This window comes from Kribbella pratensis, assembly GCF_004366075.1.
GTDB classification, from domain to species: domain Bacteria; phylum Actinomycetota; class Actinomycetes; order Propionibacteriales; family Kribbellaceae; genus Kribbella; species Kribbella pratensis.
Window position 1 is genome coordinate 1,376,884 of the sequence record NZ_SODU01000001.1, and the last position, 25,454, is coordinate 1,402,337.

Below are 25,454 nucleotides of genomic sequence, written 5' to 3' on the forward strand. Positions count from 1 at the left end.
TAGAACCGGCAGCGTGTCGTCAAGGAAGTGGGTGACCGGACTTTCGGTCGCCAAGGAGGGTGGTACCGCGCGGTAGCCAGGCGACAGGCCCGGCACTTCGTCCCTCGTCCAGTCAGCAGGCACGGACGAAGGACGCAGAAAGATGGCGGAAGCGCATCACCCTGGTACCCCGTGGCGGCAGGTTCCCGCCCAGGTCGACTTCCCCGCGCTCGAGCGCGAGGTGCTCACCCTCTGGGACGAGCACGACACCTTCGCCAAGAGCCTCGAGCAATCCGTCGGCGGTCAGCCCTGGACGTTCTACGAGGGCCCGCCGACCGCGAACGGCATGCCCGGCACCCACCACATCGAGGCCCGCGTCTTCAAGGACGTGTTCCCGCGCTACCGGACCATGAAGGGGTTCTGGGTCGAGCGCAAGGCCGGCTGGGACTGCCACGGCCTCCCGGTCGAGGTCGCGGTCGAGAAGGAGCTCGGCTTCAACGGCAAGCCCGACATCGAGGCCTACGGCATCGCCGAGTTCAACGCCAAGTGCCGCGAGTCCGTGCTGCGGCACGTCGACGCGTTCAACGAGCTCACCACCCGGATGGGCTACTGGGTCGACCTCGAGCACCCGTACAAGACGATGGACCCGGAGTACGTCCAGTCGGTCTGGTGGTCGCTCAAGCAGATCCACGACAAGGGCCTGCTGGTCGAGGACTACCGGATCACGCCGTACTGCCCGCGCTGTGGCACCGGTCTGTCCGACCACGAGCTCGCCCAGGGGTACGAGACCGTCGTCGACCCGTCGGTCTACGTCCGCTTCCCGCTCACCTCCGGCCCGCTGGCCGGCCAGGCGTCGCTGCTGGTCTGGACGACGACCCCGTGGACACTCGTTTCGAACACCGCGGTCGCCGTACACCCAGAGGTCGAGTACGTCGTCGCCACCGACGGCACGGAGTCGCTGGTTGTCGCCAAGCCGCTGCTGGACCGACTCGGCGAGGGCTGGACGGTCACTGGTGAGTACGGCGGTCGCGAGATGGAGCGGTGGACGTACCAGCGGCCGTTCGAGCTCGTACCGTTCGACGAGCCGGCGCACTTCGTCGTACTGGCGGACTACGTCACCACCGAGGACGGCACCGGTCTGGTGCACCAGTCTCCCGCGTTCGGCGCGGACGACCTCGCGGTGGGCCGCGCGTACAACTTGCCGGTGGTGAACCCGGTGGACACCACGGGTCACTTCAACGCCGACGTACCGCTGGTCGGCGGGCAGTTCTTCAAGAAGGCCGACGAGGACCTGGTCAAGGACCTGAAGGACCGCGGCCTGCTGTTCAAGCACGTGCCGTACGAGCACCCGTACCCGCACTGCTGGCGCTGCCACACCCCGGTCATGTACTACGCCCTCCCGTCCTGGTACATCCGCACCACCCAGGTGAAGGACGCCCTGCTCCGCGAGAACGAGAAGACCAACTGGTACCCGGACTCGGTCAAGTGGGGCCGGTACGGCGACTGGCTGCGCAACAACATCGACTGGGCCGTCTCCCGCTCGCGCTACTGGGGTACGCCGCTGCCGATCTGGCGCTGCGGTGAGGACCACCAGGTGTGCGTCGGATCGCTGGCGGAGCTCGGTGAACTGGCCGGCCGCGACCTGAGCGCGACCGACCCGCACCGACCGTACGTCGACGACATCACGTTCGACTGCCCCACCTGTGGCGCCGAGGCGCGCCGCGTGCCGGAGGTGATCGACGCCTGGTACGACTCGGGCTCGATGCCGTTCGCGCAGTGGGGCTACCCGTGGGCGGAAGGGTCGAAGGAGAAGTTCGCGGAGACCTACCCGGCGGACTTCATCTCCGAGGCGATCGACCAGACGCGTGGCTGGTTCTACACGCTGATGGCGGTCGGCACGCTGGTGTTCGACGAGTCGTCGTACCGCAACGTCGTCTGCCTCGGGCACATCCTCGCCGAGGACGGCCGGAAGATGTCCAAGCACCTGGGCAACATCCTGGAGCCGATCCCGCTGATGGACGACCACAGCGCGGACGCGGTGCGCTGGTTCATGGCCGCGTCCGGGTCGCCGTGGAAGGCGCGCGGCATCGGGCCGAACGTGCTGAACGAGATCGTCCGGAAGGTGCTGCTCACCTACTGGAACACGGTCGCGTTCCACGCGCTGTATGCCCGGCTGGCCGGCTGGTCGCCGGCGGATGCCCCGGCCGTCGCGGATCGCTCGGTGCTGGACCGTTGGCTGGTCAGCGAGACGCACCGGCTGGTTCGGGACACCGACGAGGCGTACGAGGCCTACGACACGCAGCGGCTCGGTCAGCTGATCAACTCGTTCGTCGACGTGCTCTCGAACTGGTACGTCCGTCGCTCGCGCCGCCGGTTCTGGGCCGGTGACGCCAGCGCGCTGGCCACCTTGCACGAGACGCTCGAGGTCCTCACCCGGGTGATGGCGCCGCTGACGCCGTTCGTCACCGAGCGGGTCTGGCAGGACGTGTTCCGCCCGGTCACGTCCGGTCTGCCCGAGTCGGTGCACCTGACGAGCTTCCCGACGTACGACGAGACGCTGATCGACGACGTACTGGCGCAGCACGTGTCGATGGCGCGCCGGGTCGTCGAGCTCGGCCGGTCGGCGCGCGCCGAGGCGAAGGTGAAGACGCGGCAGCCGCTGGCCCGTGCACTGGTCGGATCGGCCGCGATCGCCGACCTCTCCCCCGAGCTGCTGCGGGAGATCGCAGACGAGCTCAACGTGGGCACGGTCGCGCCGCTGTCCTCGGCGGGCGCGGACCTGGTCGAGTTCTCCGCGAAGGGCAACTTCCGGGAGCTCGGCAAGCGGTTCGCCAAGCAGACCCCGGTAGTGGCGGCCGCGATTGCCGCTGCCGACGCGGGCGCGCTGGCCGCCGCATTGAAGGAGTCGGGTACGGCGACCGTCGTGGTCGACGGCGAGGACGTCCAGGTGGGCGAGGCCGAGGTCCTGGTCTCCGAGCGGCCGAAGGAAGGCTGGTCGGTGGTCAACGAGCAGGGCGAGACCGTTGCCCTCGACCTCGAAGTCACGCCGGAGCTGAAGCAGGCCGGCCTGGCGCGCGAGGTGGTCCGCACTCTGCAGGAGGCCCGGAAGAACGCCGGCCTCGAGGTGTCGGACCGGATCAAGGTCTGGCTGACCTCGACCGACGCCGAGCTGACCGATGCCCTCGGCAAGCACGCCGACGAGATCGCCCGCGAGGTCCTCGCCGTCGACCTCACCCAGACGGCGCCCCTCGACACGCTCGTCGACGTTGCCGAAGGCACCGAAGAGGATCTCCAACTCACCTACTGGCTCACCAAAGCCTGACCCCCACCACCCCGTCCCCGCTCTCCGCATTTGCCTGGCAGACCCAGCAAATGAGGGGTTGCCCATCGAGATGGAGGGTTGCCCACTCAGAATTTCGGGCGGCAACCCTCCATTTGAAGGGGCAAGCCCCGACATCCGCCAGGTCAACGCGGCGGGCGTACGGCGCGGGCGCGCAATGACGGGCTCGCGCCGAGCTGGTCGATCAGGTCGACGAGCAGCAACCGCGCCTCCTCGACCCGGTCGTCCCCCAGAGTCTGACGAACCTCCGCGTCCAGAGCCGCACGGTGTTTGCGGGCGGCTGCGATCACGGCTTGGCCGCGATCGGTCAGTACGACGATGCGCGCGCGAGCATCGGCCGGGTCGGGCCGGCGGCTGACGTAGCCGCGGCTCTGGAGGTCGGCGACCGACTTCGAGGCAGCCTGCTGCGTCACGCCCAGCTTCTCCGCGAGTGTGCTGATCGTCACCGGCCCCCCGACCAGATGCTGGAACACCACCCCATCCGCGAAGCGCGAATCCGCGAACCCCTCGCCCCCAAGTCGTCGCTGCAGCTCGTCGGCCAGCGCCCAGCCGGCGAACAACGATGCCAAGGACAGGTCCGCGTCAGCGGGATCGAACTCCATGACCCGAAATATACAACCGGGGTTGTGTATCGGCTAATCTACAACCATGGTTGTGCAAAAGGAGTTCCTGGACAGAGCGCACCGGATCGTCTGGTGCACGGTGGCCACGGTCGGGCCGGACAATCGGCCGCGGACCCGCATCCTGCACCCGATCTGGGAGCTGTACGACGAACTGGCCGGCTGGATCGTCACGCGCGCGACGCCGGTGAAGGTGCGGCACCTGGCGCACAGCTCGTATGTCAGCTGTTGCTACTGGGAGCCCGGTCATGAGGTGGCCGTCGCGGACTGCGAGGCGGAGTGGGTCACGGATGGGGCGACCCGGCAACGAGTGTGGGAGCTGTACCGGGACGCTCCCGCACCACTCGGCTACGACTTCTGGAGTGTGTTCCCCGACGGACCGAACGGGGAATCACCGTCACTCCTGCGGCTTACGCCGTACCGGCTGCGGCTTGCTGATGCCGAGACGCTCAGCGGCCGGAAGGTTCCACCGGTCTGGCCCTGACTCCGAGTCACCGATGAAGGACCCTGTGTCAGAGGTGGCCAGACATGGCGAAGAGGCGGTGCTGCCGGAAAGCACCGCCTCTTCAACAAACAAACCCAGCGACTACGTCTTGTTCAGACGCCGTGACCGTGCGCCTGCGCACGCGCCTCCGGCCGGAAGCCGTTGCGCGGGCTGAGCGTGTCGTCGCCGTTGCCGAGCGCCTTCAGCTGCTCGGTGAAGTACGTCTTCAGGCGGCTGCGGTACTCACGCTCGTAAGCGTGCAGGTCGTCGATCGTGCGCTCGAGCTGACCCTTCTGCTTCTCCAGCGTGCCGAGCATCTGCGCGCGGCGCTCGGCGATCTCGCCGTCGAGCTTCTCGGCGCGGGCGCGGGCCTCACCGGTCATCCGGTCGGCCTTGCCGCGGGCCTCGTTCTCCAGGCGCTCCGCCTTGGCGCGGGCCTCGCCGATGATCTTGTCGGCGGTGTCCTTCGCCTCCTGGACCAGGTCGTCGGAGTGCTTGGTGGCCATCTCCAGCAGCCGCACTGCGGAGCTGGAGGCGTCACCGACAGTGCCGGCCGCCGCAGCCGCGGTCGGAGCGGCCACCACCGGCGGCTTCTCCTCGGGCTTCTCGACCACGACCGGGGGCTTCGGCTGCTGCACGACTGGCGGCAGCGCGGCGGTCTGGTCGACCGGGCGCTGCTGGTCAGCACCAGCGCGCTGAGCCGCCGCGAGCTTGGCCCGCAGCTCCTCGTTCTCGGCGAGAAGTCGCTCGAGCTCGGCTTCCACCTCGTCGAGGAAGGAGTCGACCTCTGTGACGTCGTAGCCCTCCCGTAGTCGGACGGGCGTGAACTGCTTCGAGCGGACGTCATCCGGCGTCAGCGGCATCTTTCACCTCGTTTGTCTGTGTCTTGGCGGAGTCCCCGTGGCCCTCGCCTTGGCGACTCAGTAGATCACGTTATCGCTTCGTTGTCTTATGACGGAATCCGGGCTCTATCTACCCAGTCTTCGCGGTCCTCACCCTCACAACGATCGAAGGGCCGTCGAGTTGATCGCCATCGCCACCGACACCATGACGAACAGCATCAGCATCGACAGGTCGATCCGGATTCCACCGGCCCCGATCGGGGGCAGGATCCGCCGCAGCGGCTTCAGGAACGGGTCGGTGATCGAGTAGATCAGCTCGAAGAACAGCAGCAGCGGCCCCTTGGGGTGCCACTGCGGAGCGAACATGACGATCAGGCTGAGTACGAACCGTGCCACCAGCACCAAGAAGAAGGCGAGCAGTACCCAGTACAGAACGATGAGGACGAGCGCGAGAGCATCCATGTCGACAACGAGTGTAGAAGACGGCGGAAGCGCCGGCCTCAGCTCTGGTTGTAGAACCCGTCCGCAGCGATCTTTTCCTTCTCCTCGGCAGCCACCGTCACGTTCGGCGGGCAGACCAGGAACACCTTGGTGGTGATCCGCTCGATCGAGCCCCGGCAGCAGAAGATCAGGCCGGCCGCGAAGTCCACCAGCCGCTTGGCGTCGGAGTGGTCCATCTCGGTCAGGTTCATGATGACGGGCGTACCGTCGCGGAAGTGCTCACCGATGACGCGCGCCTCGTTGTAGCTGCGCGGGTGCACGGTGGTGATGCGGGCCAACTCGGTAACCTCCGGGGACGACGCGACACCGCGCCGGTCTGGGAACTTGCTGACCGTGGCGCCGCTGTGGTCCTGACGGTCCTCGCGGCCCTGGAACTGAGGCTCGGTGCGAGGCTCGCGGCTCTCCCGGCCGGCGGGTACCGGCTCGGTCTCGTGGGAGTCCCCGTCGACGGCTTCGTCCTCGTACTCGTCGTACTCGTCGTCGTAGGTGTCGTCGTACCGCGCGTTGTAGCGCTCCCCGTCCTCGACCAAGCCGAGGTACACACCCATCTTGCGCAGTGCGCCGCTCATGGCCCTCCAGCACCTCGATCCGGTTCGACGACAACAGTGAGCAGAAAGCAAAAACCTGCTCGATGTCGACACTAACCGAGTGGAGGACGCGTACCGAGTAAGGCGCGCCCGAGCCGCACGTGTGTCGCACCGTGCTTGATCGCGGCCTCCAGATCGCCGGTCATCCCGGCCGAGATCCAGTCGGCGCCGGGATGTTCGGAGCGTAGCCGCGACGCTACTTCACGCAGTCCACCGAAGGCCTCCTCGGGGTCCGAACCGAGGGGCGCGACGGCCATCACTCCCCCGAGCTCGAGACCGTCGGCCGTCGCGATCTCCGCGGCCAGTTCCGGTACGTCGGCCGGCGCGACACCGCCCCGACTCGCGCCGGTTGCCGCGTCGGCGGATCCGTACGCCGCAAGGCTCACCTGGATCAGGCAGCGCAACGTTTTCTCCTCGGCCACAGCCGCCTTGGACAGCGCCTCGACGAGTGACGACCGGTCGACCGAGTGCACGACCGATGCGTACCGCGCGATCGAACGGGACTTCTTCGACTGCAACTGCCCGACGAAGTGCCAGGTGAGGTCCGGGCAGTCCGGCGCCTTCGCCTTCAACTCCTGCTCGCGGTTCTCCCCGACGTCCTGGATCCCGAGGCCCGCGAGCGCCCGTACGTCGCTGACTGGGAAGGTCTTGGTGATCGCGACGAGGGTGACCTCGTCCCGGGCTCTCCCGGCCGCCTGACAGGCCTTCTCGATCCGCTCCTCTACCTGCTCGAGGTTCTCGCGAAGCTCGTCGGCTCGTGTGCTCATCCACGTCCTCGCTTCGCTCCGGGCGCGGATGAGACACGGAGTACGCTGTGCTTTTTGATGCCCTCGCTCCGCTCGGTCATGGCGCGACCAACTTGATCAGCCCCGCCATCCGCCCGCTCTCGGGACCTTCGCGGCGGTACGAGTACAGGTTCTCGGACTCGATCGTGCAGGCAGTCGCGTCGACCACCTCGACACCGAGCTCGGCCAGTTGCGCCTTCACTCCGGCGGCCACGTCGATCGCGGGCGTTCCCCAACTGGTCTCGGAGTACGACGCCGGCACCCGCTCCGCGACCTCGGCCCGCATCTCGTCGGGGACCTCGTAGCAGTTCCCGCACGCATACGGTCCGAGGACGGCGGTGATCGTCGAGGCGCCGAGCTCCTGCATCGCGTCGACGGTCGCCGGGACGATGCCGACGTACATGCCCTTGCGGCCGGAGTGCGCGGCGCCGATCACGCCGTCGCCGGACAGCAGCACCGGTAGGCAGTCGGCCGCGCGAACGGCCAGCACCACATCGGATCGCGTCGTCACCAGACCGTCGGCCTTCGGCATCGGCCGAGTGGGAAGGTCGTCGCCGGGCCGTACGACGTGCACGTCACGGCCGTGCACCTGGCTGACCCGCACCACGTTCTCCGCGGGCACCCCGAACTCGGACGCGATCAGCCCGAAGTTCGCGATCACCCCGTCGACGTCCGGCCCCGAGGCACTGCCCAGGTTCAGTTCGCCGTACGGCGGTTTGCTGGCGCCGCCGAAGCGGTCGGTGAACGCGAACCGAACACCCTGGCGAACCTCGTCGTAGCCGAACACGACTGAAGGTTACCCAGCGGCAGCCGTCGCGCGGCGGTAGGCCTCGGTGAAGGCGTCGGCCGCGGGGACGTCGACATCGGGAACGACGCCGGTGCCTTCCCAGTTGGTCCCGGAGATCTGATTGACCGAACGCGCCACCGGCACGGTCGCCTCCAGCTGATCGTGCAGTCTGAAGCCCTGGCGCGGATGCGCGCCGCCGCCCGTCCGCTCGCCGACGATCACCGCGCGCTTGAGTTGCTGCAGGTTGTACGCCACCTCCTCACCGCCGGAGAAGGTCGCCGAGCTGGTCAGCACCCAGATCGGCTTGGTGCCGCCGAAGCGCGGCCCCGGCACGTACGGCACGGTCCAGAACTGTCGCAGCGTCCCCTCGGACGGCTTGACCAGATCCTGCAGATGGATCGGTTCGCCTGCGTCGAACAGGTAGCTGCAGACGAAGGCGACCTGATCGGGCGACCCGCCCACACAGCGGCGCAGGTCGATGAGCAGCGAGTCCGCCGACGCGAGCAGCGTCATCGCGGCGGTCAGGGCCGCACCCGCATGGCTCGGGTCGTACAGCAACGGCCGGATCTCCAGCAGGCCGACGTTCCCGTCCAGTCGTTCGACCCGCGCGATCCCGCCGGCGTCACGCTCGGCCAACCGGCGCCAGTGTGCTTCCTCGGCCACCGGGTCCGTCTCGTCCGGCGGCCCGTCCTGATGGAACTTGAGCCGCAGGTGCTTGTCGCGGTTGCCGAGCTGCAGGTCGGCCGTGACCCGCTCGGCCAGCTGCTCCGGCGCCTGAAGGCCGTCGTACCGGCCCTCGGCGGACGCCGCGGCGAGCCGGTTCGCGACCTCGGCGCCGACCTCCGGAAAGACGTAGTGCTCGGCGACCAGCGCGCCCAGCCGGCCGACGACGGTCCTGATCTCTTCGGTGTGCATGACGAGGAGTAGAGCAGGCGGATTGACAAAGTGTCAAGAATTCTCGACGCTTGATTCATGGCCGAGATCATCGATCACCTGGACGTGTCGAGCGCTGCGCAGTTCAAGGCGCTCGGGCACCCGCTACGGCACCGCTTGCTGTTCGCACTCGGGCAGGATGCGGCCACGATCAGCCAGCTGGCCGCTGCGCTCGGGACGGCGAAAGGCAACGTCGCCCACCATCTGGGGGTGCTCCGCGACGCCGGAATGGTGCACGTGGCCGAGACGCGGCAGGTGCGGGGTGGGACCGAGCAGTACTACCGGAGGTCGGTGCGGCGGTTCGGCTTCTCCGGTGAAGGCGCGCGGGCCAACAACACTGTCGCGCTGCAGGCAGTCGCGGCCGACCTGGAGACCGCCGACCCCGACCCGATGTTCACGGTGCGGAACCTGCGGCTGACCGCAGCCCAGGCGGAGGAACTCGCCGCCACGCTGCAGCAGCTGGCCGACGACCTCGCCGACGCCGGCCCAGGAGAGTCGCGGTACGGCGTGGTCGTGTCCGTCTACCGTCCTCGCCAGGCCACGACGCCCGGCGAGGACAGCTGACTACTTGAGGAAGTCGGGGATGTCGAGGTCTTCCTCGGGCTCCGGCCTCTTCGGCTTGACCGGCTGGCTCGGCTGCGCAGACTGGGCGGACTGACCGGTCTGACCGGCGGCGTTGCTCGGGCCGTGGGTGGGCCAGGAGTGCTGGGTCGACGGCGAGGCCGGGGTGTGCGGAGCCGGCTGGGCCGACTGCTGGCCGGACTGCACGGTGCGGACGCCGTCACCCGCCTGCGGGCGCGCGGAATTCGTCGTCCCGGCACCGGGCCGTGGCTCGGTCGGTGCGGGCACCGGCACTGTGTCGTCGGTCGGGGTGGCCGGGTTGCCGGGCGTCACGCCCGACGGCTGGCCGGCACCTGGCTGCGCCTGCCCCGCGCCCTGACCGGCTCCGGGCGTCGGACCCTGCTGGCTCTGCCCTGCCTGAGCGGAAGGCTGACCACCCGGCACCTGGCCGGACTGCGCCTGGCCGCCGGAGAACTGACCACCGGAGAACTGGCCACCGGACTGCTGTCCTCCGCCCGGCTGTGCGCTCGACGGCTGGCCGCCCGACGGACCGCCGGTGGGGGGCTGGCCGGACTGCTGGCCGGCCGGTGTTGTCGTGCCGCCGGCCATCGGCGCCGAGTAGCTCTGTGCGGCCGGGCGGGACGACTGCGGGCGGGCCTGGTTCATCGCCTGCTCGCGGCGTTTCGGCATCCCGCCGTCGAACCCGGCCGCGATCACCGTGACCCGCACCTCGTCGCCGAGGGCGTCGTCGATGACCGCGCCGAAGATGATGTTCGCGTCCGAGTGCGCGGACTCCGAGACCAGCTGGGCCGCCTCGTTGATCTCGAACAGGCCGAGATCGGACCCGCCGGCGATCGACAGCAGCACGCCGTGCGCGCCCTCGATACTTGCCTCCAGCAACGGCGAGGAGATGGCCGCCTCGGCGGCCGCGACCGCACGGTCCTCGCCGCGCGACGAGCCGATGCCCATCAGCGCCGAGCCGGCGTTCGACATGACCGCCTTGACGTCGGCGAAGTCCACGTTGATCAGGCCGGGCGTGGTGATCAGGTCGGTGATACCGGAAACACCCTGCAGCAGGACCTGGTCGGCCTGCTTGAACGCGTCCAGCACGGACACGGCGCGGTCGGAGATGGTCAGCAGCCGGTCGTTCGGGATGACGATCAGGGTGTCGACTTCTTCGCGGAGGGTGGCAATGCCGTCCTCGGCCTGGGTCGCGCGCCGCTTTCCTTCGAAGGAGAACGGCCGCGTGACGACACCTATGGTCAAGGCGCCGAGCGACCGGGCGATCCGCGCCACCACGGGCGCGCCGCCGGTGCCGGTGCCGCCGCCCTCGCCTGCGGTGACGAAGACCATGTCGGCGCCCTTCAGCGCCTCCTCGATCTCCTCGGCGTGGTCCTCCGCGGCCTTCTGCCCGATCGCCGGGTTCGCACCGGCGCCCAGGCCACGGGTCTCCTCGCGGCCGATGTCGAGCTTGACGTCCGCGTCGCTCATCAGCAGCGCCTGGGCGTCGGTGTTGATGGCGATGAACTCCACGCCTTTCAACCCGTGCTCGATCATCCGGTTGACGGCGTTCACGCCGCCGCCGCCGATGCCGACGACCTTGATGAGTGCCAGGTAGTTCTGCGGTGCCGCCACGTCCGCGCCTCTCGCCTCGTTCGTTTCCCGTTGTCCAGCGAAAAGACTGAACCTCAAGTGGATGCTTAGACTTATGTCAACTTTAGATTACGTCGCACGCTACGGGACGGCTTCTGGCGATGTCCACGCGCCTCGCCGCCCATACCGCGATGTGATCCGTCACCGCTTTTCCCCTTTGGTGACAGGAAGATCGGGCGCCGAGACGTCGTACACCTTCGCCTGCCGCTTCATCAGCACGCTGAGTACCTCGGCCTTGCGCTCACTGTCATCGGAACTACCCCAAACGACCTTGACGCCGGAGCTGAGGTTGAGGGTGATCGAGTCCGGCGACGCCGCCGAGATCGACCCCACCTGCGCCCGCAGCGTGTCCGGAAGGGCCGCCGACACCGTCACCACCGAGTGGATCGTGACGTCCCGCCGGACCCCCGTCACCTTCGCCTCCGGCAGCCCGGCCGGCCGGTCCGGCACCGTGCGGTACGTCGTACCCGTCGCGTCCACCAACTCGTACCGCGAGCCGTCGGTGACCACCACGACCGGGACCCGCTCGGTGACCACGATCACGATCTTGCGCGGCCATGCCCGGGTCACCTGCGCGTCCGCGACCGCCGGAATCGTCCGCACCCGGTCCGCGATCGACCGCAGGTCGACCTTGGCCAGCGGTGTACCCGTCGGCGCGGCCGCGACCTGCTCGATCGTTGCCACCGGCACCGTGTCGGCACCGCTGATCCGGACCCCGGAGACCGCGAACGCGGAGGAGAAGTAGAACAGCCAGACGACCAGACCGGCCAGCACGACCAGTCCGCCGCCGATGGCCCAGGGCAACCAGCTCCGCCACCGCACCAGCCGTTGCCGGCGCGCGAACTTCTGCTGTGCCCGAGCCAGATCGACGCTCTGGCTCATTCAACAAACCCCACCCTTTTACTCCACCACAGGTACCGGCGTTGCCTCGGAAGGCTCGCGGGCCGATTCACGAGCACTGGCGCGTTCGGCCAGCAGACCAACGACTTCCGGGCCGATCAGCGTCACGTCGCCTGCGCCCAGCGTCACCACCAGGTCGCCCGCCTGGGCGAGGTCCGTGACCAGCTGCGGTACGGCGGACCACGACGGCTCGAACCGCACCTGCTCGGGTTTCAGCGGCACGTGGTTCGCGATCAGGGCGCCGGTGACACCGGGCTCCGGGTCCTCGCGGGCCGCGAAGATGTCCATCACCACGACCTCGTCGGCCAGTGCCAGCGCCTCGGAGAACTCGGTGGCGAAGATCCGGGTCCGGCTGAACAGGTGCGGCTGGAAGCACGCGATCACACGCCCCTCCCCTGCCACCTGGCGAGCCGCGGTCAGGTCGACGGCCAGCTCGGTCGGGTGGTGCGCGTACGAGTCGAACACCCGCACGCCGTCCTCGAGACCCTTGAACTCGAACCGCCGGCCGGTGCCCGTGAACGACGCCAGCCCCTCGGCCAGGTCGGCCGCGGAGAACCCGAGCCCGAGCCCGACGGTCAAAGCCGCCGACGCGTTCAGCGCGTTGTGCTTGCCGGCCTGCTGCAGGTTCACGACGGGCAGCTTGCGTCCGCGGTACACCGGCACGAACGACTGCGTCGCCCCGGTGGCGGTGATCTCGGTGACGCGCAGGTCCGCGTCCCCGGCCTCGCCGTACGTCCGGACGTCGATTCCGCGGTCCCGCGCGTACGACGCCAGCGCGCGGGCGCCCGCGTCGTCCTGGCAGATCACCATGAACCCGCCGGGCAGGACCCGGCCGCAGAACTCCTCGAACGCCTTCCGGTAGCTGGCCTCGTCGCCGTAGTTGTCCAGGTGGTCCGGCTCGACCGACGTGACGATCGACACCTCGGGCCCGTAGGTCAGGAACGACTTGTCCGACTCGTCCGCCTCGGCGACGAACAGGTCGCCGGTGCCGTCGTGGGCGTTCGACCCGGACTCGTTCAGGTTGCCGCCGATCGCGTACGACGGGTCCGTGCCGCAGTGCTGCAGCGCGACGGTCAGCATCGAGGTGGTCGTGGTCTTGCCGTGCGTGCCGGCGACCGCGATCGTCCGGCGGCCGACCATCACCGACGCGAGCGCGGCGGCCCGCGGCAGGATCGGGATCCCGGCCGCGCGGGCGGCGACGACCTCGGGGTTGGTCTCGCGGATAGCGGTCGACACCACCACGGTGTCGACGTCCTTCACGTGCTCGGCGGCGTGGCCGACCCAGCAGGTCGCGCCGAGCGCGCGGAGCGCTGCGAGCACCTTGCCGTCCTTGGCGTCCGAGCCGGACACCTCGATCCCGCGCGACGCCATGATCCGGGCGATCCCGGACATGCCGGCGCCGCCGATTCCCACGAAGTGCACCCTGCCCAGCTTCTCGGCCGGTTGCAGCGTGTCAGGTGCGGTGACGATCACGACGCAGACCTCACCACATCGAGGATGATCCGCGCCAATCGGTCGTCGGCGTCGGTCCGGATCACACCGGTCGCAGCTGTGGACATGGCTGTCAGACGCTCGCGGTCGAGCAGAAGTTGCGGCACGTTCGCGCGCACCCAGTCCGCGGTCAGCTCGGCGTTGTCGATCAGCACACCTCCACTGACGTCGACGACCGGCTTCGCGTTCAGTCTTTGCTCACCGTTACCGATCGGCAGCGGGACGTAGATCGCGGGCAGGCCGACACCGGACACCTCGGTGACCGTGTTCGCACCCGAGCGGCACACCACCAGGTCCGCGGCGGCGTACGCGAGGTCCATCCGGTCGACGTAGTTCAGTACGACGTACGGGAGCGGACCGGTCTGCGGCACCTCGAGGGTGTTCTTCGGGCCGATCGCGTGCAGGACCTGGATCCCGGCCGCCTGCAGGTCCGCGGCGGCGCCCGAGACCGACTCGTTGATCCGCTGAGCGCCCTGCGAGCCGCCGGTCACGAACAGCGTCGGCGCGTCCGGGTCGAGGCCGAAGAACTGCCGGGCCTCGGCGCGCAGCGCGGCCCGGTCCAGCGTCGAGATCGCCCGCCGGATCGGCAGGCCGACGTACTCGGCGTGCGGCAGGTCGGTGCCCGGGAACGAGGTCTTCACGTGCTGCGTGCAGTACCGGGCGGCGAACTTGTTCGCGATCCCCGGGACGGCGTTCCCCTCGTGCACCACGATCGGGGTCTTCCGCCGCCAGGCGGCGACGTACGCCGGGGTGGAGACGTAGCCGCCGAAGCCGACCAGCACGTCCGCCTTCGCCTCGTCGAGCACCTTCCTGGCCGCGCTCACCGAGGACAGCAGCTTTCCGGGAACAACCAAGAGCGCGGGCGTGGGCTTGCGCGGCAGCGGCACCGGCGGGATCAGCTCGAGCCGGTACCCGGCCTCGGGGATCACGCGGGTCTCGAGGCCGCGCTCGGTCCCGAGGGCGATGATCTCGATCGTCGGGTCGATCCGGCGCAGGGCGTCTGCCGTGGCGATCAGGGGTGAGGTGTGGCCGGCGCTACCGCCACCTGCCAGAACAATGCTGGGCACAGCTTTCAACGCTCCCGCGGGTTCATTTGTACGACATACGCCGCGAAGGCAGCCAGCCGAAACGAGGTCGCCGGGTCTCTTTCAGGGCGGCCTGCGCGCCGGGCTCGGCCTTCGCGAAGGACAGCAGCATGCCGATCGCGATCAGCGTCGGCAGCAGTGCGGAACCACCGTACGACAAAAGCGGGAGCGGGATACCCACGATGGGTAGCAGTCCGATCACGGCGCCGAGGTTGACCAGCGTCTGCGCCATGATCCAGATCGTGATCCCGGCCGCCGCATAGCGGACGAACGGCTCGGTGTTCCGGGTCGCGATCCGCACCCCGGCGTAGGCCAGGGTGAGGAACAGGGCGAGCACGGTGAGCGACCCGACCAGGCCGAGCTCCTCACCGATCACCGAGAAGATGAAGTCGGTGTGCGCCTCCGGCAGGTTGCCCCACTTCTGCCGGCTGTTGCCGATCCCGACGCCCCACCAGCCACCGGTCGAGAGCGCGTAGAACGAGTGGTACGCCTGCCAGCCGATCCCGGACGGGTCGGTGAACGGATCCATGAACGACGAGACCCGGTCCATCCGGTGCTTCGCCGTGAGGACGAAGTACGTCGCGACCCCGCCGACCACCACGATCGTCGCGACGAACAGCCGGGTCGGCGCGCCGACGATCCAGATCATGCCGATCATCACCGCCATCAGCACCAGTGCGGTGCCGAGGTCGCGCTGACCGACGATCAGCGCGATGACCAGTCCGCACACCGGCACCATCGGGATCAGCAGGTGCTTCCACTGGGTGAGCAGCTTCTCCTTGCGGGCGTACAGGTCCGCACACCACATCACCAGGGCCAGCTTGGCGAACTCACTCGGCTGGATCTGCAGCGGACCGCCGAGATTCAGCCAGTTGGTGTTGCCGTTCACACCGACGCCGAGGCCCGGGATGTAGGTCAGCACGAGCAGGAACATCGAGCCGAGCAGAGCGACGTACGCGAGCATGCGGAAGTGCCGCGGTGTCATCCGGGAGGCGACGTACGCCATCGGCAGGCCGACACCGACCCAGATGACCTGGCGGACGAAGATCGTGTAGCTGTTGCCGTTCGCGCGCAGCGACAGCACGCTGGACGCCGACAGCACCATCATCAGGCCGAGCACCAGCAGCAGGCCGGTCGCGCCGAGCACGATGTGGTACGACGTCAGCGGCCGGTCCAGCACGTCCCTGATCGCCGCGATCCACGCGCGCTCGCTGCCCTGTTTCTTCTGGTCCGGCTGATCTGCGATCGACGTCACGCGATCACCTCCGGATCAGTTGGCGAGGGAGCGAACTGCTTCGGCGAAGGCGTCGCCGCGGGCTCCGTAGTTGGCGAACATGTCCCAGGATGCGCAGCCGGGTGCGAGCAGCACGGTGTCACCCACCTGTGCGAGCTTCGCCGCCTCCCCCACCACGATCTCCATGGCTCCAGTGTCCGTTGACTCGACGACGATCCTCGGGACATCCGGTGCGTGTCGCTCCAGAGCTTCGGCGATCACGTCCTTGTCCTGTCCCAGCAGTACGACGGCGCGCAAACGTTGGCGTGCCGCGACGACGAGCTCGTCGAAGGTCGCGCCCTTCGCCTGACCTCCGGCGATCCACACCACGTGCTCGTAGGCGAGCAACGACGCCTGTGCGGCATGCGGGTTGGTGGCCTTCGAGTCGTCGACATAGTTGACCCCGGCAACTTCCGCGACGTGCGCGATGCGGTGCTTGTCGGGCCGGAACCCGCGCAGCCCGTCGCGGATCGCGGTCGCCGGTACGCCGAACGCGCGAGCAAGCGCCGCTGCCGCCAGCGCGTTCGCCACGTTGTGCGGCGCGGGCGGTGTGATGTCGGAAAGGCTCGCGAGCTCCAGAGCCGACGTGGCGCGCTGCTCCACGAACGCGCGGTCGACGAGCAGGTCGTCGACGAGGCCGAGCATCGAGAGGCCCGGCGTACCGAGGGTGAAGCCGATCGCGCGGCAGCCCTCGATCACGTCGGCATGCTCGACCAGGTGCTCGGTGGCCGGGTCCGCGACGTTGTACACGCACGCGACCTGGCAGTTCTCGTAGATCCGGCCCTTGTCCTGCGCATACGCCTCGAGCGAACCGTGCCAGTCGACGTGGTCCGGCGCGATGTTCAGCACGGCGGCCGAGTGCGCCGACATCGAGTGCGTGAAGTGCAGCTGGTACGACGAGAGTTCGACCGCGATCACGTCGTACGGCTCGGGGTCCATCACGACCTCGAGCAACGGTAGCCCGACGTTGCCCGCGGCAACGGCCCGGTGGCCGGCCGCCTGCAGGATCGCGGTCAGCATCTGCACGGTCGTGGTCTTGCCGTTGGTGCCGGTGATGCACAGCCACGGCGCGGCGTTGGCCGGATCCCGCAGCCGCCAGGCCAGCTCGATCTCGCTCCAGATCGGCACGTCCCGCTCGGCTGCCTGCGCGAGCAGCGGCGCGTGCGGCGGTACGCCGGGCGACGTGACGACGACGTCGACGTCCTTCGGGAGTTCCGTCGTACTGCCCGGGCCGAGGGTGATCGTGGCGCCGAGCGTCTCGAGGATCTGCGCCTTCTCGCGCAGTGCCTCGGTGTCCCGGTCGTCGAGGACGACGAGGTGCTCGGCGCCGGCCTGGATCAGGGAGTCGGCGCAGGCGTAGCCCGCCGTACCGAAGCCGAGCACGACGAACCGGGTCGTCGCCCAGCCGTCGGACGTGCGTGTCTCCATGGTCACGGGGCCTCCCGGTCTGGACTGAGGAGCGGCGGGAGCGTAGCGACCAGAGCGACGAGGGAAGACCGGGAGCAACAGCCCCGTGACCCGCCGCGACGGAGTCGCGGCAATTCAACACAGCTCATCCGGTCACCCATTCCGCGTAGAAGACCCCGAGTCCGATCACCACGAACAGCCCTTGGATGATCCAGAAGCGGATCACCACGTTCACCTGTTCCCAGCCGAGCATCTCGAAGTGATGCTGCAACGGCGCCATCCGGAAGAGCCGTTTGCCGACGCCGGCGGTGCGCTTGGTGATCTTGAAGTAGCCGACCTGCAGGATCACCGAGGCGGTGATGAGGACGAACAGGCCGCCGAGCAGCAGCACCAGCAGCTCGGTCCGGGTCATCACGGCCATCCCGGCCAGCGCGCCGCCCAGGGACAGAGACCCGGTGTCGCCCATGAAGATCTTGGCCGGTGACGCGTTCCACCACAGGAACCCGAACAGCGCCCCGGTCAAACAGGCGGCGACCACGGCCAGGTCGTGCGGATCTCGCACCTCGTAACACTTGGTGCCCGGAGCGGTCTGGCAGCTCTGGCCGAACTGCCAGATGCAGATCAGTGTGTAGGCGCCGAACACCATCATCGACGCGCCGGTGGCCAGCCCGTCCAGGCCGTCGGCGAGGTTGACGCCGTTCGACATGCCGGCGATCAGCAGCAGGATCCAGATCACCACCACGATCAACGGCAGTTCCAGCCAGCCGATGTCGCGGATGAACGAGATGAACGGCGACGCCGGCCGCTGCCCGCGGTCGTCCGGGAACTGCAGCGCGAGCACCGCGAACACCACCGCGACCATGGTCTGGCCGGCCAGTTTCGCCTTGCTGCGCAGGCCGAGGCTGCGCTGCCGGAAGATCTTGATGAAGTCGTCCACGAAGCCGACCGCGCCCATGCCGGCGAACAGGAACAGCACCAGGATCGCCGAGGCGCTCGGCGGCGTCATGGTGAACAACTTCGCCGCGAAGTACCCGACGATGGTCGCGGCGATGAACACGGTGCCGCCCATGGTCGGCGTACCGCGCTTGACCTGATGCGACTTCAGCCCGTCGTCACGGATCTCCTGGCCGTAGCCGCGGCTGGCCAGCCACTTGATCGCGTACCGGGTGCCGAGCAGCGTCAGCACCATCGCGACGGCGCCGCCGAACAGGATCGAGATCACTGGGCGTCCTCCACCAGCGCGTCGGCGAGGCTGCGCAGTTTCGCCGCCTTCGACGACTTGACCAGTACGACGTCACCCGCGCGGAGCTCTTGGCGCAGCAACTCCAGCGCCTCGGGGATGGTCTCGACGAACGCGGACTCGTTGCCCCACGAACCTTCCAGCGAGGCGCCGAGGTGGATCGGTTTCGCGCCCTCGCCCACCACGAGCAGCCGGTTCACGTCCAGCCGGACAGCCAGCCGGCCGATCGCGTCGTGCTCGTCGGCCGAGGTGTCGCCGAGCTCGAGCATCTCGCCGAGCACCGCCCAGGTCCGCGCACCGCGGGACCGGCCGATCGCGGCCAAGGACTTCAGGGCCGCGCGGGTCGACTCCGGGTTCGCGTTGAACGCGTCGTTGATGATCGTCACGCCGTCCGGCCGCTCGGTCAGCTCCATCCGCGCCGCGGACACCCGCTCCGCGGCGTTCAGGCCGTCGGTGATCTGCTCCGGCGTCAGACCGATCGCGACGCAGACCGCCGCGGCGGCCAGCGCGTTCGAGACGTAGTGCTCGCCGATGAACTGCAGCTGGACGGGGGCGCTGAAATCGCCGATCTGCAGCGTGAATGCGGGCCGTCCCTCGCCGTCGATCTTCACGTCCGTGGCCCGGACCTCGGACTCCGGCGCCTCGCCGAACGTCAGCACCTGCTGCCGAGTCCGGCTGCGCATGGCGGCGACCCGGTGGTCGTCGGCGTTCAGGATGGCGGTGCCGCCCGGCCTGACAGCCTCGATCATCTCGCCCTTGGCGAGCGCGATGTTGTCCTGGGAGCCGAGCTTGCCGATGTGCGAGGTGCCGACGTTCAGCACCAGGCCGATCTGCGGCGGCGTGATCCCGGTCAGGTAGGTGATGTCGCCCAGGCTCCGCACCCCCATCTCGGCGATCAGGTACTTCGTTGTCGCGGTCGCCTGCAGTGCGGTCAGCGGGTGCCCGATCTCGTTGTTGAACGAGCCTTCCGGCACCACGGTCTCGCCGTACGGGCGGATCAGCTGCCCGATCAGGTCCTTGGTGCTGGTCTTGCCCGAGGATCCGGTCAGCGCGATCACGGTCAGATCGGGCAGCTTGCCGATGACGTGGCGCGCCAGGTCGCCGAGCGCCCGCTGCGCGTCGTCGACGACGATGCACGGGCTGCCCTCGATCGGCCGCGTGGTGAGCGAGACCATGACGCCGGCCGCGGTCGCCGCGCCGACGAAGTCGTGGCCGTCCACGCGTTCACCGGGCAGGGCGACGAACAGTCCACCCGGCCCAGCGGCTCGTGAGTCGATCACCACCGCGCCGTCCACAACGGCCGCGGGCTCGACGCCCACGAGCTCGCCGCGGACGGCGTCGGCGATCTCGCCGCAACTGACAGGGATCACCGGTCTGCCTCCAACAGCTCACGCACAGTTTCGCGGTCGTCGAACGGATGGATCACACCGCCGACGTCCTGGCCCGTCTCATGACCCTTGCCGAGGACGACGACGGTGTCGCCCGGGCCGGCCAGCTCGATGGCCGACGCGATCGCCTGCCGGCGGTCGCCGATCTCGTGCAGGTCGGCGCCCGGAACGGCCTCCCGGGCTCCCGCGAGCGCGGCGGCCCGGATCGCGGCCGGGTCCTCGCTGCGCGGGTTGTCGTCGGTGACGATCACGACGTCCGCGGCTTTGGCCGCCTCGGCGCCCATCGCGGGCCGCTTCCCCGGGTCCCGGTCACCACCGCAGCCGACGACCGCGAACAGCCGGCCCTTCGTCGCAGTCCGCGCGGCCCTCAGCGCCAGCGCGACCGCGTCCGGCGTATGCGCGTAGTCCACGATCACCGCCAGCCCGTCCGCACGGGTGAACGTCTCCATCCGCCCCGGTACGGCAGCGGTCCGCAACCCGGCCGCGATCGCCTCGGCGGGTACGCCGACCTGCCGCAGCATCGCCGTGGCGAGCAGGGCGTTGGCGACGTTGAAGTCACCCGGCAGCGCGATCTCCACGGTCAGCGTCTCGTTCGGCCCCTGGATGTCGAGCACCGTCGTACCGTGCTCGGACCGGTGCCGGCCGGCGACCGTCCAGTCGGCGGCACCGGTCGTCGACACCGTGACCAGTGGTACGACGGTCTGCGCGGCGAGCCGGCGCCCGTACTCGTCGTCGATCGTCACCACCGCGACATCGCACCGCTCCGGGGTGAACAACGACGCCTTCGCCTGGAAGTACTCCTCGAACGTCTTGTGGAAATCCAGGTGGTCCTGCGTGAGGTTCAGGAACCCGGCGACCGCGAACCGCGCCCCGTCGACGCGGCCCAGCGCCAGCGCGTGGCTCGACACCTCCATCGAGCACCACGCCACCGCCCGTTCCCGCATTACCGCGAACAGCGCCTGCAGGTCGGTGGCCTCCGGAGTGGTCCGGACGCTCTTCACGACCTCGTCGCCGATGCGGGTCTGGATCGTCCCGATGAGCGCCGTCGGACCGAGCCCCCGCAGTACGGAGTCCAGCAGGAAACTGGTGGTGGTCTTCCCGTTGGTGCCGGTCACGCCGAGCAACCGGAGCTCACTGGTCGGCTCGCCGTAGATGCGCGACGCGATCGCGCCGAGGACGCTCCGCGGCCGGTCGGCGACCAGCACCGGAAGACCGGTTGCCGCAGCGCGGTCCGCGCCGGCCGGGTCGGTCAGTACGGCGACCGCACCGGCCTGCTGGGCTCTCGCGACGAACTCCGCGCCGTGCGTGACCGCGCCGGGCAGCGCGGCGTACAGGTCGCCGGGAAGGATGGAACGCGAGTCGAGGGAAACGCCGGTCACGGTCGCCGGCGACATTGCCGGGACCGGAACATGTGCGACGCTCGCGAGGTCGGCGAGGCTGACCGGCACGACGTGCCGAGGCCTGATCGCTGCGACCGCGCCGCCGGCGGCGGTAGGGGTGGACACGGGCCCTGAGGCTACCGCTCCGGACCCTGTGACTCCTATCTGACCCTGCGTCACCAGGCTGTGGCCCACCAGGCTGGGCGTCACCGCTTCGATGAGGTCCATGTCAGCGGGATGTTCGGCTGCTGCGCCCCGGTCGGCGGGACGACGTACTTCTGCAGCGCGTAGCTCATCACGTCTCGGAACACCGGTCCTCCTTGGAGACCACCACCCCGGGCACCCTGGGGATCGTGCAGTACGACGTACGTCACGAACCGTGGGTTGTCCGCAGGAGCGAATCCGGCGAAAGAAGTCGCCCAGGCGCCGTACTTGCCGGTCCCCGGAACGACCTGCTGCGCGGTACCGGTCTTGCCGGCCACGAGGTAGCCGTCGATCGCGGCCTGCGGGGCGGTGCCCTTCTTCGCGGTCACCGCTTCCATCATCGTGGTGACTTCCTTGGCGGCCTTCTCGCTGACCACCCGGCGGGCCGGCGCGGTCTGGTTCGGGATCAGGGAGCCGTTCGCGTCGATGTAGTTGCGGACCACCTTCGGCGGCACGTACACACCGCCGTTCGCGACCGCGTTCACCGCGGCGGCCTCCTGGACGGCGTTCACCGACAGCCCCTGGCCGAACGCGACGTTCGAGCGGGTGATCTCGGGCCACTCGTCACCCGGCGACAGCCGGCCCTTCGTCTCGCCCGGGAAGTTCAGCCCGGTCGGCTCGCCGAAGCCGAAGTCGTGCAGGTACTTCACGAACTGCGCGATCGGCATCTTCTGCGCGGCCATGATCGTGCCGACGTTCGACGACTTCGCGATCACCCCGGAGATGGTCAGGTTCATCGTGTCGTGCGACCAGTGGTCCTTGATGATCCGGCGCTGCACCTCGATGCTGCCGGGAACCTGCAGCTTGGTGTTCAGGTCGATGATCCCGGCGTCGGCCAGGGCGGCCATCGTGACCACCTTCTGCACGCTGCCCGGTTCGTAGCTGCGCTCCAGGGCCGGGTTGTTCAGGTCCGCCGACGTGTACTTCTTGTTCGGATCGAAGCTCGGGTAGTTGGCCATCGCCATCAGCTCCCCGGACTTCACGTCCATCACGACCACCGTGCCGGCGCTGGCCTTGTAGTCCTCGACCGCCTTCTGGATCCGTTTCTCGGCGAAGTACTGCAGGTCGCTGTCGAGGGTCAGCTGGACACCCAGACCGGGCTTCGGCTCCTGCACGGTGTGGTTCGCGTTCGGGATCTTGTTGCCCCTGGCATCGACCTCGTACATCGCCTGGCCGTCCTTACCGGACAGCTTGTCGTTCAGTCCGTACTCGAGACCGGACTGGCCCTTGCCGTCGGAGCCGGTCACGCCGACCAGGGTGGCGGCGATGCTGCCGTTCGGGTGGCTGCGGATCGGGTCTTCCTCGGTGTACAGCCCCGCCAGCATCGGGGCCTGCTGCTCCTTCGGCTTGCCCTTGTTCTGCTCGGCGATGGGCACGTTCGCGGCCTTGATCTCGGCCTGGATCGTGCTCCAGACCGTCGGGCTCACCTGGCGCGCGAGGTACGTGAAGCGGCCGGTGCCCGACATCGCGGCGACCAGCTTCGCGGTCGTCGTACCGGGCAGCTTCGGGGCCAGGATCGCGGCCAGCTGCTGCGCCACGGGCTTGGTCTGCTGCGGGTCCGCAGTGATCGCGACGGCGTCCTCGGTGACCGCCAACTCGACGCCGTTGCGGTCCTCGATGGTGCCGCGGCTCGCGTGCAGGATGTACGACCGGGCGTTCTCCTTGGTCGCCGCCTGCGCGTAGCTGTCCGGGTCCACGCCCTGGAGCAGCACGAGGCGCCCGGCGAACAGCGACAGGACGAACGCCATCACCCCGAAGGTCATCCGCAGCCGCAGCGCCGGCCGGCCGAGCCGCAGCATCCGTGGCGCCTTCTTGACCTTCCGCTTCTTCGGCCGTGGCGCGGGCCTGTTCTGCGGCGGCCGCTTCTTCCCGGAGGTCTTCTTGACCGGCCGCTTGGCCGCGACCTTCTTGACCGGTCGCTCACCGGTCTTCTTGGCGGCAGTCTTCTTGGCGGCTGTCTTCTTTGCAGGTGTCTTCTTTGCAGCAGGAGTCTGCTTGCGAGGAGCCGGCGGTCGCCTCGCGGCGGCCTTCTTCACCGGGCGTGGTGCAGCCGCCGCCTGTGCGCGCTCCTGCTCCTCGCGGGCTTTGCGGAGGAGGCGTTCGCGGGTGGACTCGGGCCGTTGCGGGGTGGTGCGGCCACTGTCCGTAGCGGATGGACGACGGGGCTGAGCCTTGCTGGGCGGGTTCCCTCGGCCCGGTGCGGCACCACGCTTGCGTGGCGGCTCGTTTCCCCGTCGGTCCGTCATCCGATCATCCCCGTGTGGTCGTGGCGGGCTTCTTCGTCGTGGCCGGCGGCTTGGTGGTGCCGGTCGGCGGCTTGGTCGTGCTCGTGGGCGGCTTCGTGCTGGTCTGCGGCTTCACCGGAGTGACCGGCTTGACCGGTGTCACCGGCTTCACGGGCGTCACCGGCTTCACGGGCGTCACCGGCTTGGTGGTCGCCTTGCCGGTCGGCGTGCTCGGGCCGAACATCGCCGTACCGGCCCCGGCCTTGCCTTCCGCCGGTACGCCGAGCACACGGCCGTCGGACAGCCGCAGGAACACCGGGTTCGGATTCGGCACCATGCCGAGCCGCAGCGCACGGTCGGACAGGTTCTGCGGCGACTCCAGCGTCCGGACCTGCTTCTCCAGCTGTTCCTGCTGGTCCCGCAACTGGTCGGCCTGCGAGCTCAGCTTGGTGATGTTGAACGTGCCGCTCTGCAGCTCCGTGTTCAGCAGCAGCAGACCGACCAGTCCGGCGGCCAGCAGCGACACCACGAAGATGACGAACGGCATCCGGGGCGGCCGGAACGGCGCGCCGTAGACCACCCGCAGCCGCGGCTGCGTCTTCTTCCCTGTGCTACCAGCGACCGGCGTCACCCGCGCTTTCTGCGGGCTGAAGACAGTACTCATCAGGCGACCAGTCCCTTCTCCCGGATCCGCTCGGCCGCCCGCACGCGAGCCGAGGCGGCGCGCGGGTTGACCGCGACCTCCTCCTCGGTCGGCCGTTCGGCGCCCCGGGTCAGTAGCTTCAGATACGGTTCGTGCCCGGCCGGGATCACCGGCAGGTCGTCCGGTACGTCGGACTTGGTGCCCGGCGCGAACGCCTGCTTGGTGATCCGGTCCTCGAGCGAGTGGTAGCTCATCACCACGATCCGGCCGTGCAGCGCGAGCGACCCGAGCGCGGCCGGCAGCGCGCGACGCAGTACGTCGAGCTCGCCGTTCACCTCGATCCGCAACGCCTGGAAGGTCCGCTTGGCCGGGTGTCCCCCGGTGCGGCGGGCCGCCTGCGGGATCGCGTTGCGGACCAGCTCGGACAGTCGCGCGCTGTTCGTGAACGGTTCGGTCTCCCGCTCCCGCACGATCCGGTCCGCGATCCGGCGGGCGAACTTCTCCTCGCCGTACTGGAACAGGATCCGGGCCAGGTCGGCCGCGCTGTAGGTGTTGAGGATGTCGGCCGCCGTGGTCGGGCCGGTCGGGTCCATCCGCATGTCCAGCGGCGCGTCCTGCGCGTAGGCGAAACCGCGGTCGGCCTCGTCCAGCTGCATCGACGAGACGCCCAGGTCGAACAGGATGCCGTCGATGGCCGGTACGTCGAGGTCCTCGAGCACCCGCGGCAATTCGTCGTACACAGCGTGCACGAGGGTGATCCGCTCCGCGTACGGCGCGAGCCGGTCGCCGGCCAGGCGCAGCGCGGCCGGGTCCCGGTCGAGGCCGATCAGCCGGACCTCGGGGAACTGCCGCAGGAACGCCTCGGAATGACCGCCGAGGCCGAGGGTGGCGTCGACGACGACGGCCCCGGGACGCGCGAGCGCCGGCGCCAGCAGCGCGACCACGCGCTCCAGCATCACCGGCACATGCCGCTCCGCAGCGTCCATCTCGACCCTTCCCGTCACTTCCCTGCCCCTGCGGGAGCGACCCTGCCCCCGCAGGTCATGTGTGGTGCGCAGACAGGCGATAGACAGCACCGTCCGGTCAGATCGCGGGTACGCCTTCCGGGGAAGTACCTGCTGGTCTTGGCGCCGGGGAAGTGACGCCA

At 69.1% G+C, this 25,454-nt stretch carries 21 protein-coding genes and 1 pseudogene; 3 read left to right on the forward strand and 19 right to left on the reverse strand.

Features of this window, described 5'->3' with window-relative positions; translation table 11 throughout:
- The first annotated feature begins 142 nt into the window (after positions 1-142).
- Positions 143-3,301, forward strand: a complete 3,159-nt coding sequence (gene ileS, locus EV137_RS06600; protein ID WP_134127184.1) for an isoleucine--tRNA ligase — start codon at positions 143-145, stop codon at positions 3,299-3,301.
- Positions 3,302-3,444: 143 nt separating this feature from the next.
- Here ileS and EV137_RS06605 read toward each other — a convergent pair whose 3' ends face one another.
- On the reverse strand, positions 3,445-3,921 hold the full coding sequence (locus EV137_RS06605) for a MarR family winged helix-turn-helix transcriptional regulator (RefSeq protein WP_133998647.1): 477 nt from the start codon (positions 3,919-3,921) through the stop codon (positions 3,445-3,447).
- 46 nt (positions 3,922-3,967) lie between these two features.
- Between EV137_RS06605 and EV137_RS06610 the strand changes: the two genes are divergently transcribed.
- On the forward strand, positions 3,968-4,423 hold the full coding sequence (locus EV137_RS06610) for a pyridoxamine 5'-phosphate oxidase family protein (protein WP_134127186.1): 456 nt from the start codon (positions 3,968-3,970) through the stop codon (positions 4,421-4,423).
- Between the two features lie 113 nt (positions 4,424-4,536).
- Here EV137_RS06610 and EV137_RS06615 read toward each other — a convergent pair whose 3' ends face one another.
- From EV137_RS06615 to EV137_RS06640, 6 genes are all read right to left on the reverse strand, one after another.
- Positions 4,537-5,286 carry a DivIVA domain-containing protein gene (locus EV137_RS06615; RefSeq protein WP_130379855.1) on the reverse strand — a complete coding sequence of 250 codons (750 nt, stop codon included), beginning with the start codon at positions 5,284-5,286 and terminating at the stop codon, positions 4,537-4,539.
- A 135-nt stretch (positions 5,287-5,421) separates the two neighbouring features.
- Positions 5,422-5,727 carry a YggT family protein gene (locus EV137_RS06620; protein WP_130379857.1) on the reverse strand — a complete coding sequence of 102 codons (306 nt, stop codon included), beginning with the start codon at positions 5,725-5,727 and terminating at the stop codon, positions 5,422-5,424.
- A 38-nt stretch (positions 5,728-5,765) separates the two neighbouring features.
- Positions 5,766-6,335, reverse strand: a complete 570-nt coding sequence (locus EV137_RS06625) for a cell division protein SepF (RefSeq protein WP_133998653.1) — start codon at positions 6,333-6,335, stop codon at positions 5,766-5,768.
- Between the two features lie 71 nt (positions 6,336-6,406).
- A complete protein-coding gene (locus EV137_RS06630) occupies positions 6,407-7,120 on the reverse strand; it encodes a YggS family pyridoxal phosphate-dependent enzyme (protein WP_134127188.1) in 714 nt (237 codons plus the stop codon).
- Between the two features lie 76 nt (positions 7,121-7,196).
- Entirely contained in the window at positions 7,197-7,925 is a 729-nt protein-coding gene (pgeF, locus tag EV137_RS06635) for a peptidoglycan editing factor PgeF (RefSeq protein WP_134127190.1), read from the reverse strand.
- 9 nt (positions 7,926-7,934) lie between these two features.
- Positions 7,935-8,840, reverse strand: a complete 906-nt coding sequence (locus EV137_RS06640; RefSeq protein ID WP_134127192.1) for a S41 family peptidase — start codon at positions 8,838-8,840, stop codon at positions 7,935-7,937.
- 57 nt (positions 8,841-8,897) lie between these two features.
- Between EV137_RS06640 and EV137_RS06645 the strand changes: the two genes are divergently transcribed.
- On the forward strand, positions 8,898-9,422 hold the full coding sequence (locus tag EV137_RS06645) for an ArsR/SmtB family transcription factor (RefSeq protein WP_134127194.1): 525 nt from the start codon (positions 8,898-8,900) through the stop codon (positions 9,420-9,422).
- 435 nt (positions 9,423-9,857) lie between these two features.
- Here the strand turns inward: EV137_RS06645 and ftsZ are convergent.
- From ftsZ to rsmH, 12 genes and pseudogenes are all read right to left on the reverse strand, one after another.
- Positions 9,858-11,054: pseudogene (gene ftsZ, locus EV137_RS41315) on the reverse strand (cell division protein FtsZ); the annotation flags it as partial.
- A gap of 159 nt (positions 11,055-11,213) precedes the next feature.
- Entirely contained in the window at positions 11,214-11,954 is a 741-nt protein-coding gene (locus EV137_RS06655) for a cell division protein FtsQ/DivIB (RefSeq protein WP_134127198.1), read from the reverse strand.
- An 18-nt stretch (positions 11,955-11,972) separates the two neighbouring features.
- Entirely contained in the window at positions 11,973-13,445 is a 1,473-nt protein-coding gene (gene murC / locus EV137_RS06660) for a UDP-N-acetylmuramate--L-alanine ligase (RefSeq protein WP_133998674.1), read from the reverse strand.
- The gene (gene murG / locus EV137_RS06665; protein WP_134127200.1) at positions 13,442-14,530 is read right to left on the reverse strand and encodes an undecaprenyldiphospho-muramoylpentapeptide beta-N-acetylglucosaminyltransferase; all 1,089 of its coding nucleotides are present in this window, start codon (positions 14,528-14,530) and stop codon (positions 13,442-13,444) included. Before murG ends, murC begins: the two co-directional genes overlap by 4 nt.
- 22 nt (positions 14,531-14,552) lie before the next feature.
- Entirely contained in the window at positions 14,553-15,803 is a 1,251-nt protein-coding gene (ftsW, locus tag EV137_RS06670) for a putative lipid II flippase FtsW (protein ID WP_134127202.1), read from the reverse strand.
- Between the two features lie 15 nt (positions 15,804-15,818).
- Entirely contained in the window at positions 15,819-17,249 is a 1,431-nt protein-coding gene (gene murD / locus EV137_RS06675; RefSeq protein WP_375372030.1) for a UDP-N-acetylmuramoyl-L-alanine--D-glutamate ligase, read from the reverse strand.
- 124 nt (positions 17,250-17,373) lie between these two features.
- The gene (gene mraY, locus EV137_RS06680) at positions 17,374-18,450 is read right to left on the reverse strand and encodes a phospho-N-acetylmuramoyl-pentapeptide-transferase (protein ID WP_133998687.1); all 1,077 of its coding nucleotides are present in this window, start codon (positions 18,448-18,450) and stop codon (positions 17,374-17,376) included.
- On the reverse strand, positions 18,447-19,838 hold the full coding sequence (locus EV137_RS06685) for a UDP-N-acetylmuramoyl-tripeptide--D-alanyl-D-alanine ligase (protein ID WP_134127206.1): 1,392 nt from the start codon (positions 19,836-19,838) through the stop codon (positions 18,447-18,449). Before EV137_RS06685 ends, mraY begins: the two co-directional genes overlap by 4 nt.
- Complete coding sequence (locus EV137_RS06690) at positions 19,835-21,361, reverse strand: UDP-N-acetylmuramoyl-L-alanyl-D-glutamate--2,6-diaminopimelate ligase (RefSeq protein WP_134127208.1); 1,527 nt, start codon at positions 21,359-21,361, stop codon at positions 19,835-19,837. Before EV137_RS06690 ends, EV137_RS06685 begins: the two co-directional genes overlap by 4 nt.
- 80 nt (positions 21,362-21,441) lie before the next feature.
- Positions 21,442-23,685, reverse strand: a complete 2,244-nt coding sequence (locus EV137_RS06695) for a peptidoglycan D,D-transpeptidase FtsI family protein (protein WP_238175132.1) — start codon at positions 23,683-23,685, stop codon at positions 21,442-21,444.
- Between the two features lie 4 nt (positions 23,686-23,689).
- Entirely contained in the window at positions 23,690-24,328 is a 639-nt protein-coding gene (ftsL, locus tag EV137_RS06700) for a cell division protein FtsL (RefSeq protein WP_202870826.1), read from the reverse strand.
- Positions 24,328-25,293: a 16S rRNA (cytosine(1402)-N(4))-methyltransferase RsmH gene (gene rsmH, locus EV137_RS06705; protein WP_133998699.1), complete on the reverse strand. Its 966-nt coding sequence runs from the start codon at positions 25,291-25,293 to the stop codon at positions 24,328-24,330. Before rsmH ends, ftsL begins: the two co-directional genes overlap by 1 nt.
- Positions 25,294-25,454 lie beyond the last annotated feature (161 nt).

Excerpts from the sequence above, each read along its gene's own strand:
- EV137_RS06610 (WP_134127186.1), top strand. The coding sequence starts at position 3,968 with ATGGTTGTGCAAAAGGAGTTCCTGGACAGAGCGCACCGGATCGTCTGG.
- rsmH (WP_133998699.1), bottom strand. The coding sequence starts at position 25,293 with ATGGACGCTGCGGAGCGGCATGTGCCGGTGATGCTGGAGCGCGTGGTC.
- EV137_RS06630 (WP_134127188.1), bottom strand. The coding sequence starts at position 7,120 with ATGAGCACACGAGCCGACGAGCTTCGCGAGAACCTCGAGCAGGTAGAG.
- EV137_RS06615 (WP_130379855.1), bottom strand. The coding sequence starts at position 5,286 with ATGCCGCTGACGCCGGATGACGTCCGCTCGAAGCAGTTCACGCCCGTC.
- murD (WP_375372030.1), bottom strand. The coding sequence starts at position 17,249 with ATGGAGACACGCACGTCCGACGGCTGGGCGACGACCCGGTTCGTCGTG.
- EV137_RS06655 (WP_134127198.1), bottom strand. The coding sequence starts at position 11,954 with ATGAGCCAGAGCGTCGATCTGGCTCGGGCACAGCAGAAGTTCGCGCGC.
- EV137_RS06625 (WP_133998653.1), bottom strand. The coding sequence starts at position 6,335 with ATGAGCGGCGCACTGCGCAAGATGGGTGTGTACCTCGGCTTGGTCGAG.
- ileS (WP_134127184.1), top strand. The coding sequence starts at position 143 with ATGGCGGAAGCGCATCACCCTGGTACCCCGTGGCGGCAGGTTCCCGCC.
- EV137_RS06605 (WP_133998647.1), bottom strand. The coding sequence starts at position 3,921 with ATGGAGTTCGATCCCGCTGACGCGGACCTGTCCTTGGCATCGTTGTTC.
- ftsL (WP_202870826.1), bottom strand. The coding sequence starts at position 24,328 with ATGAGTACTGTCTTCAGCCCGCAGAAAGCGCGGGTGACGCCGGTCGCT.
- EV137_RS06640 (WP_134127192.1), bottom strand. The coding sequence starts at position 8,840 with ATGCACACCGAAGAGATCAGGACCGTCGTCGGCCGGCTGGGCGCGCTG.
- EV137_RS06695 (WP_238175132.1), bottom strand. The coding sequence starts at position 23,685 with ATGACGGACCGACGGGGAAACGAGCCGCCACGCAAGCGTGGTGCCGCA.
- EV137_RS06645 (WP_134127194.1), top strand. The coding sequence starts at position 8,898 with ATGGCCGAGATCATCGATCACCTGGACGTGTCGAGCGCTGCGCAGTTC.
- EV137_RS06620 (WP_130379857.1), bottom strand. The coding sequence starts at position 5,727 with ATGGATGCTCTCGCGCTCGTCCTCATCGTTCTGTACTGGGTACTGCTC.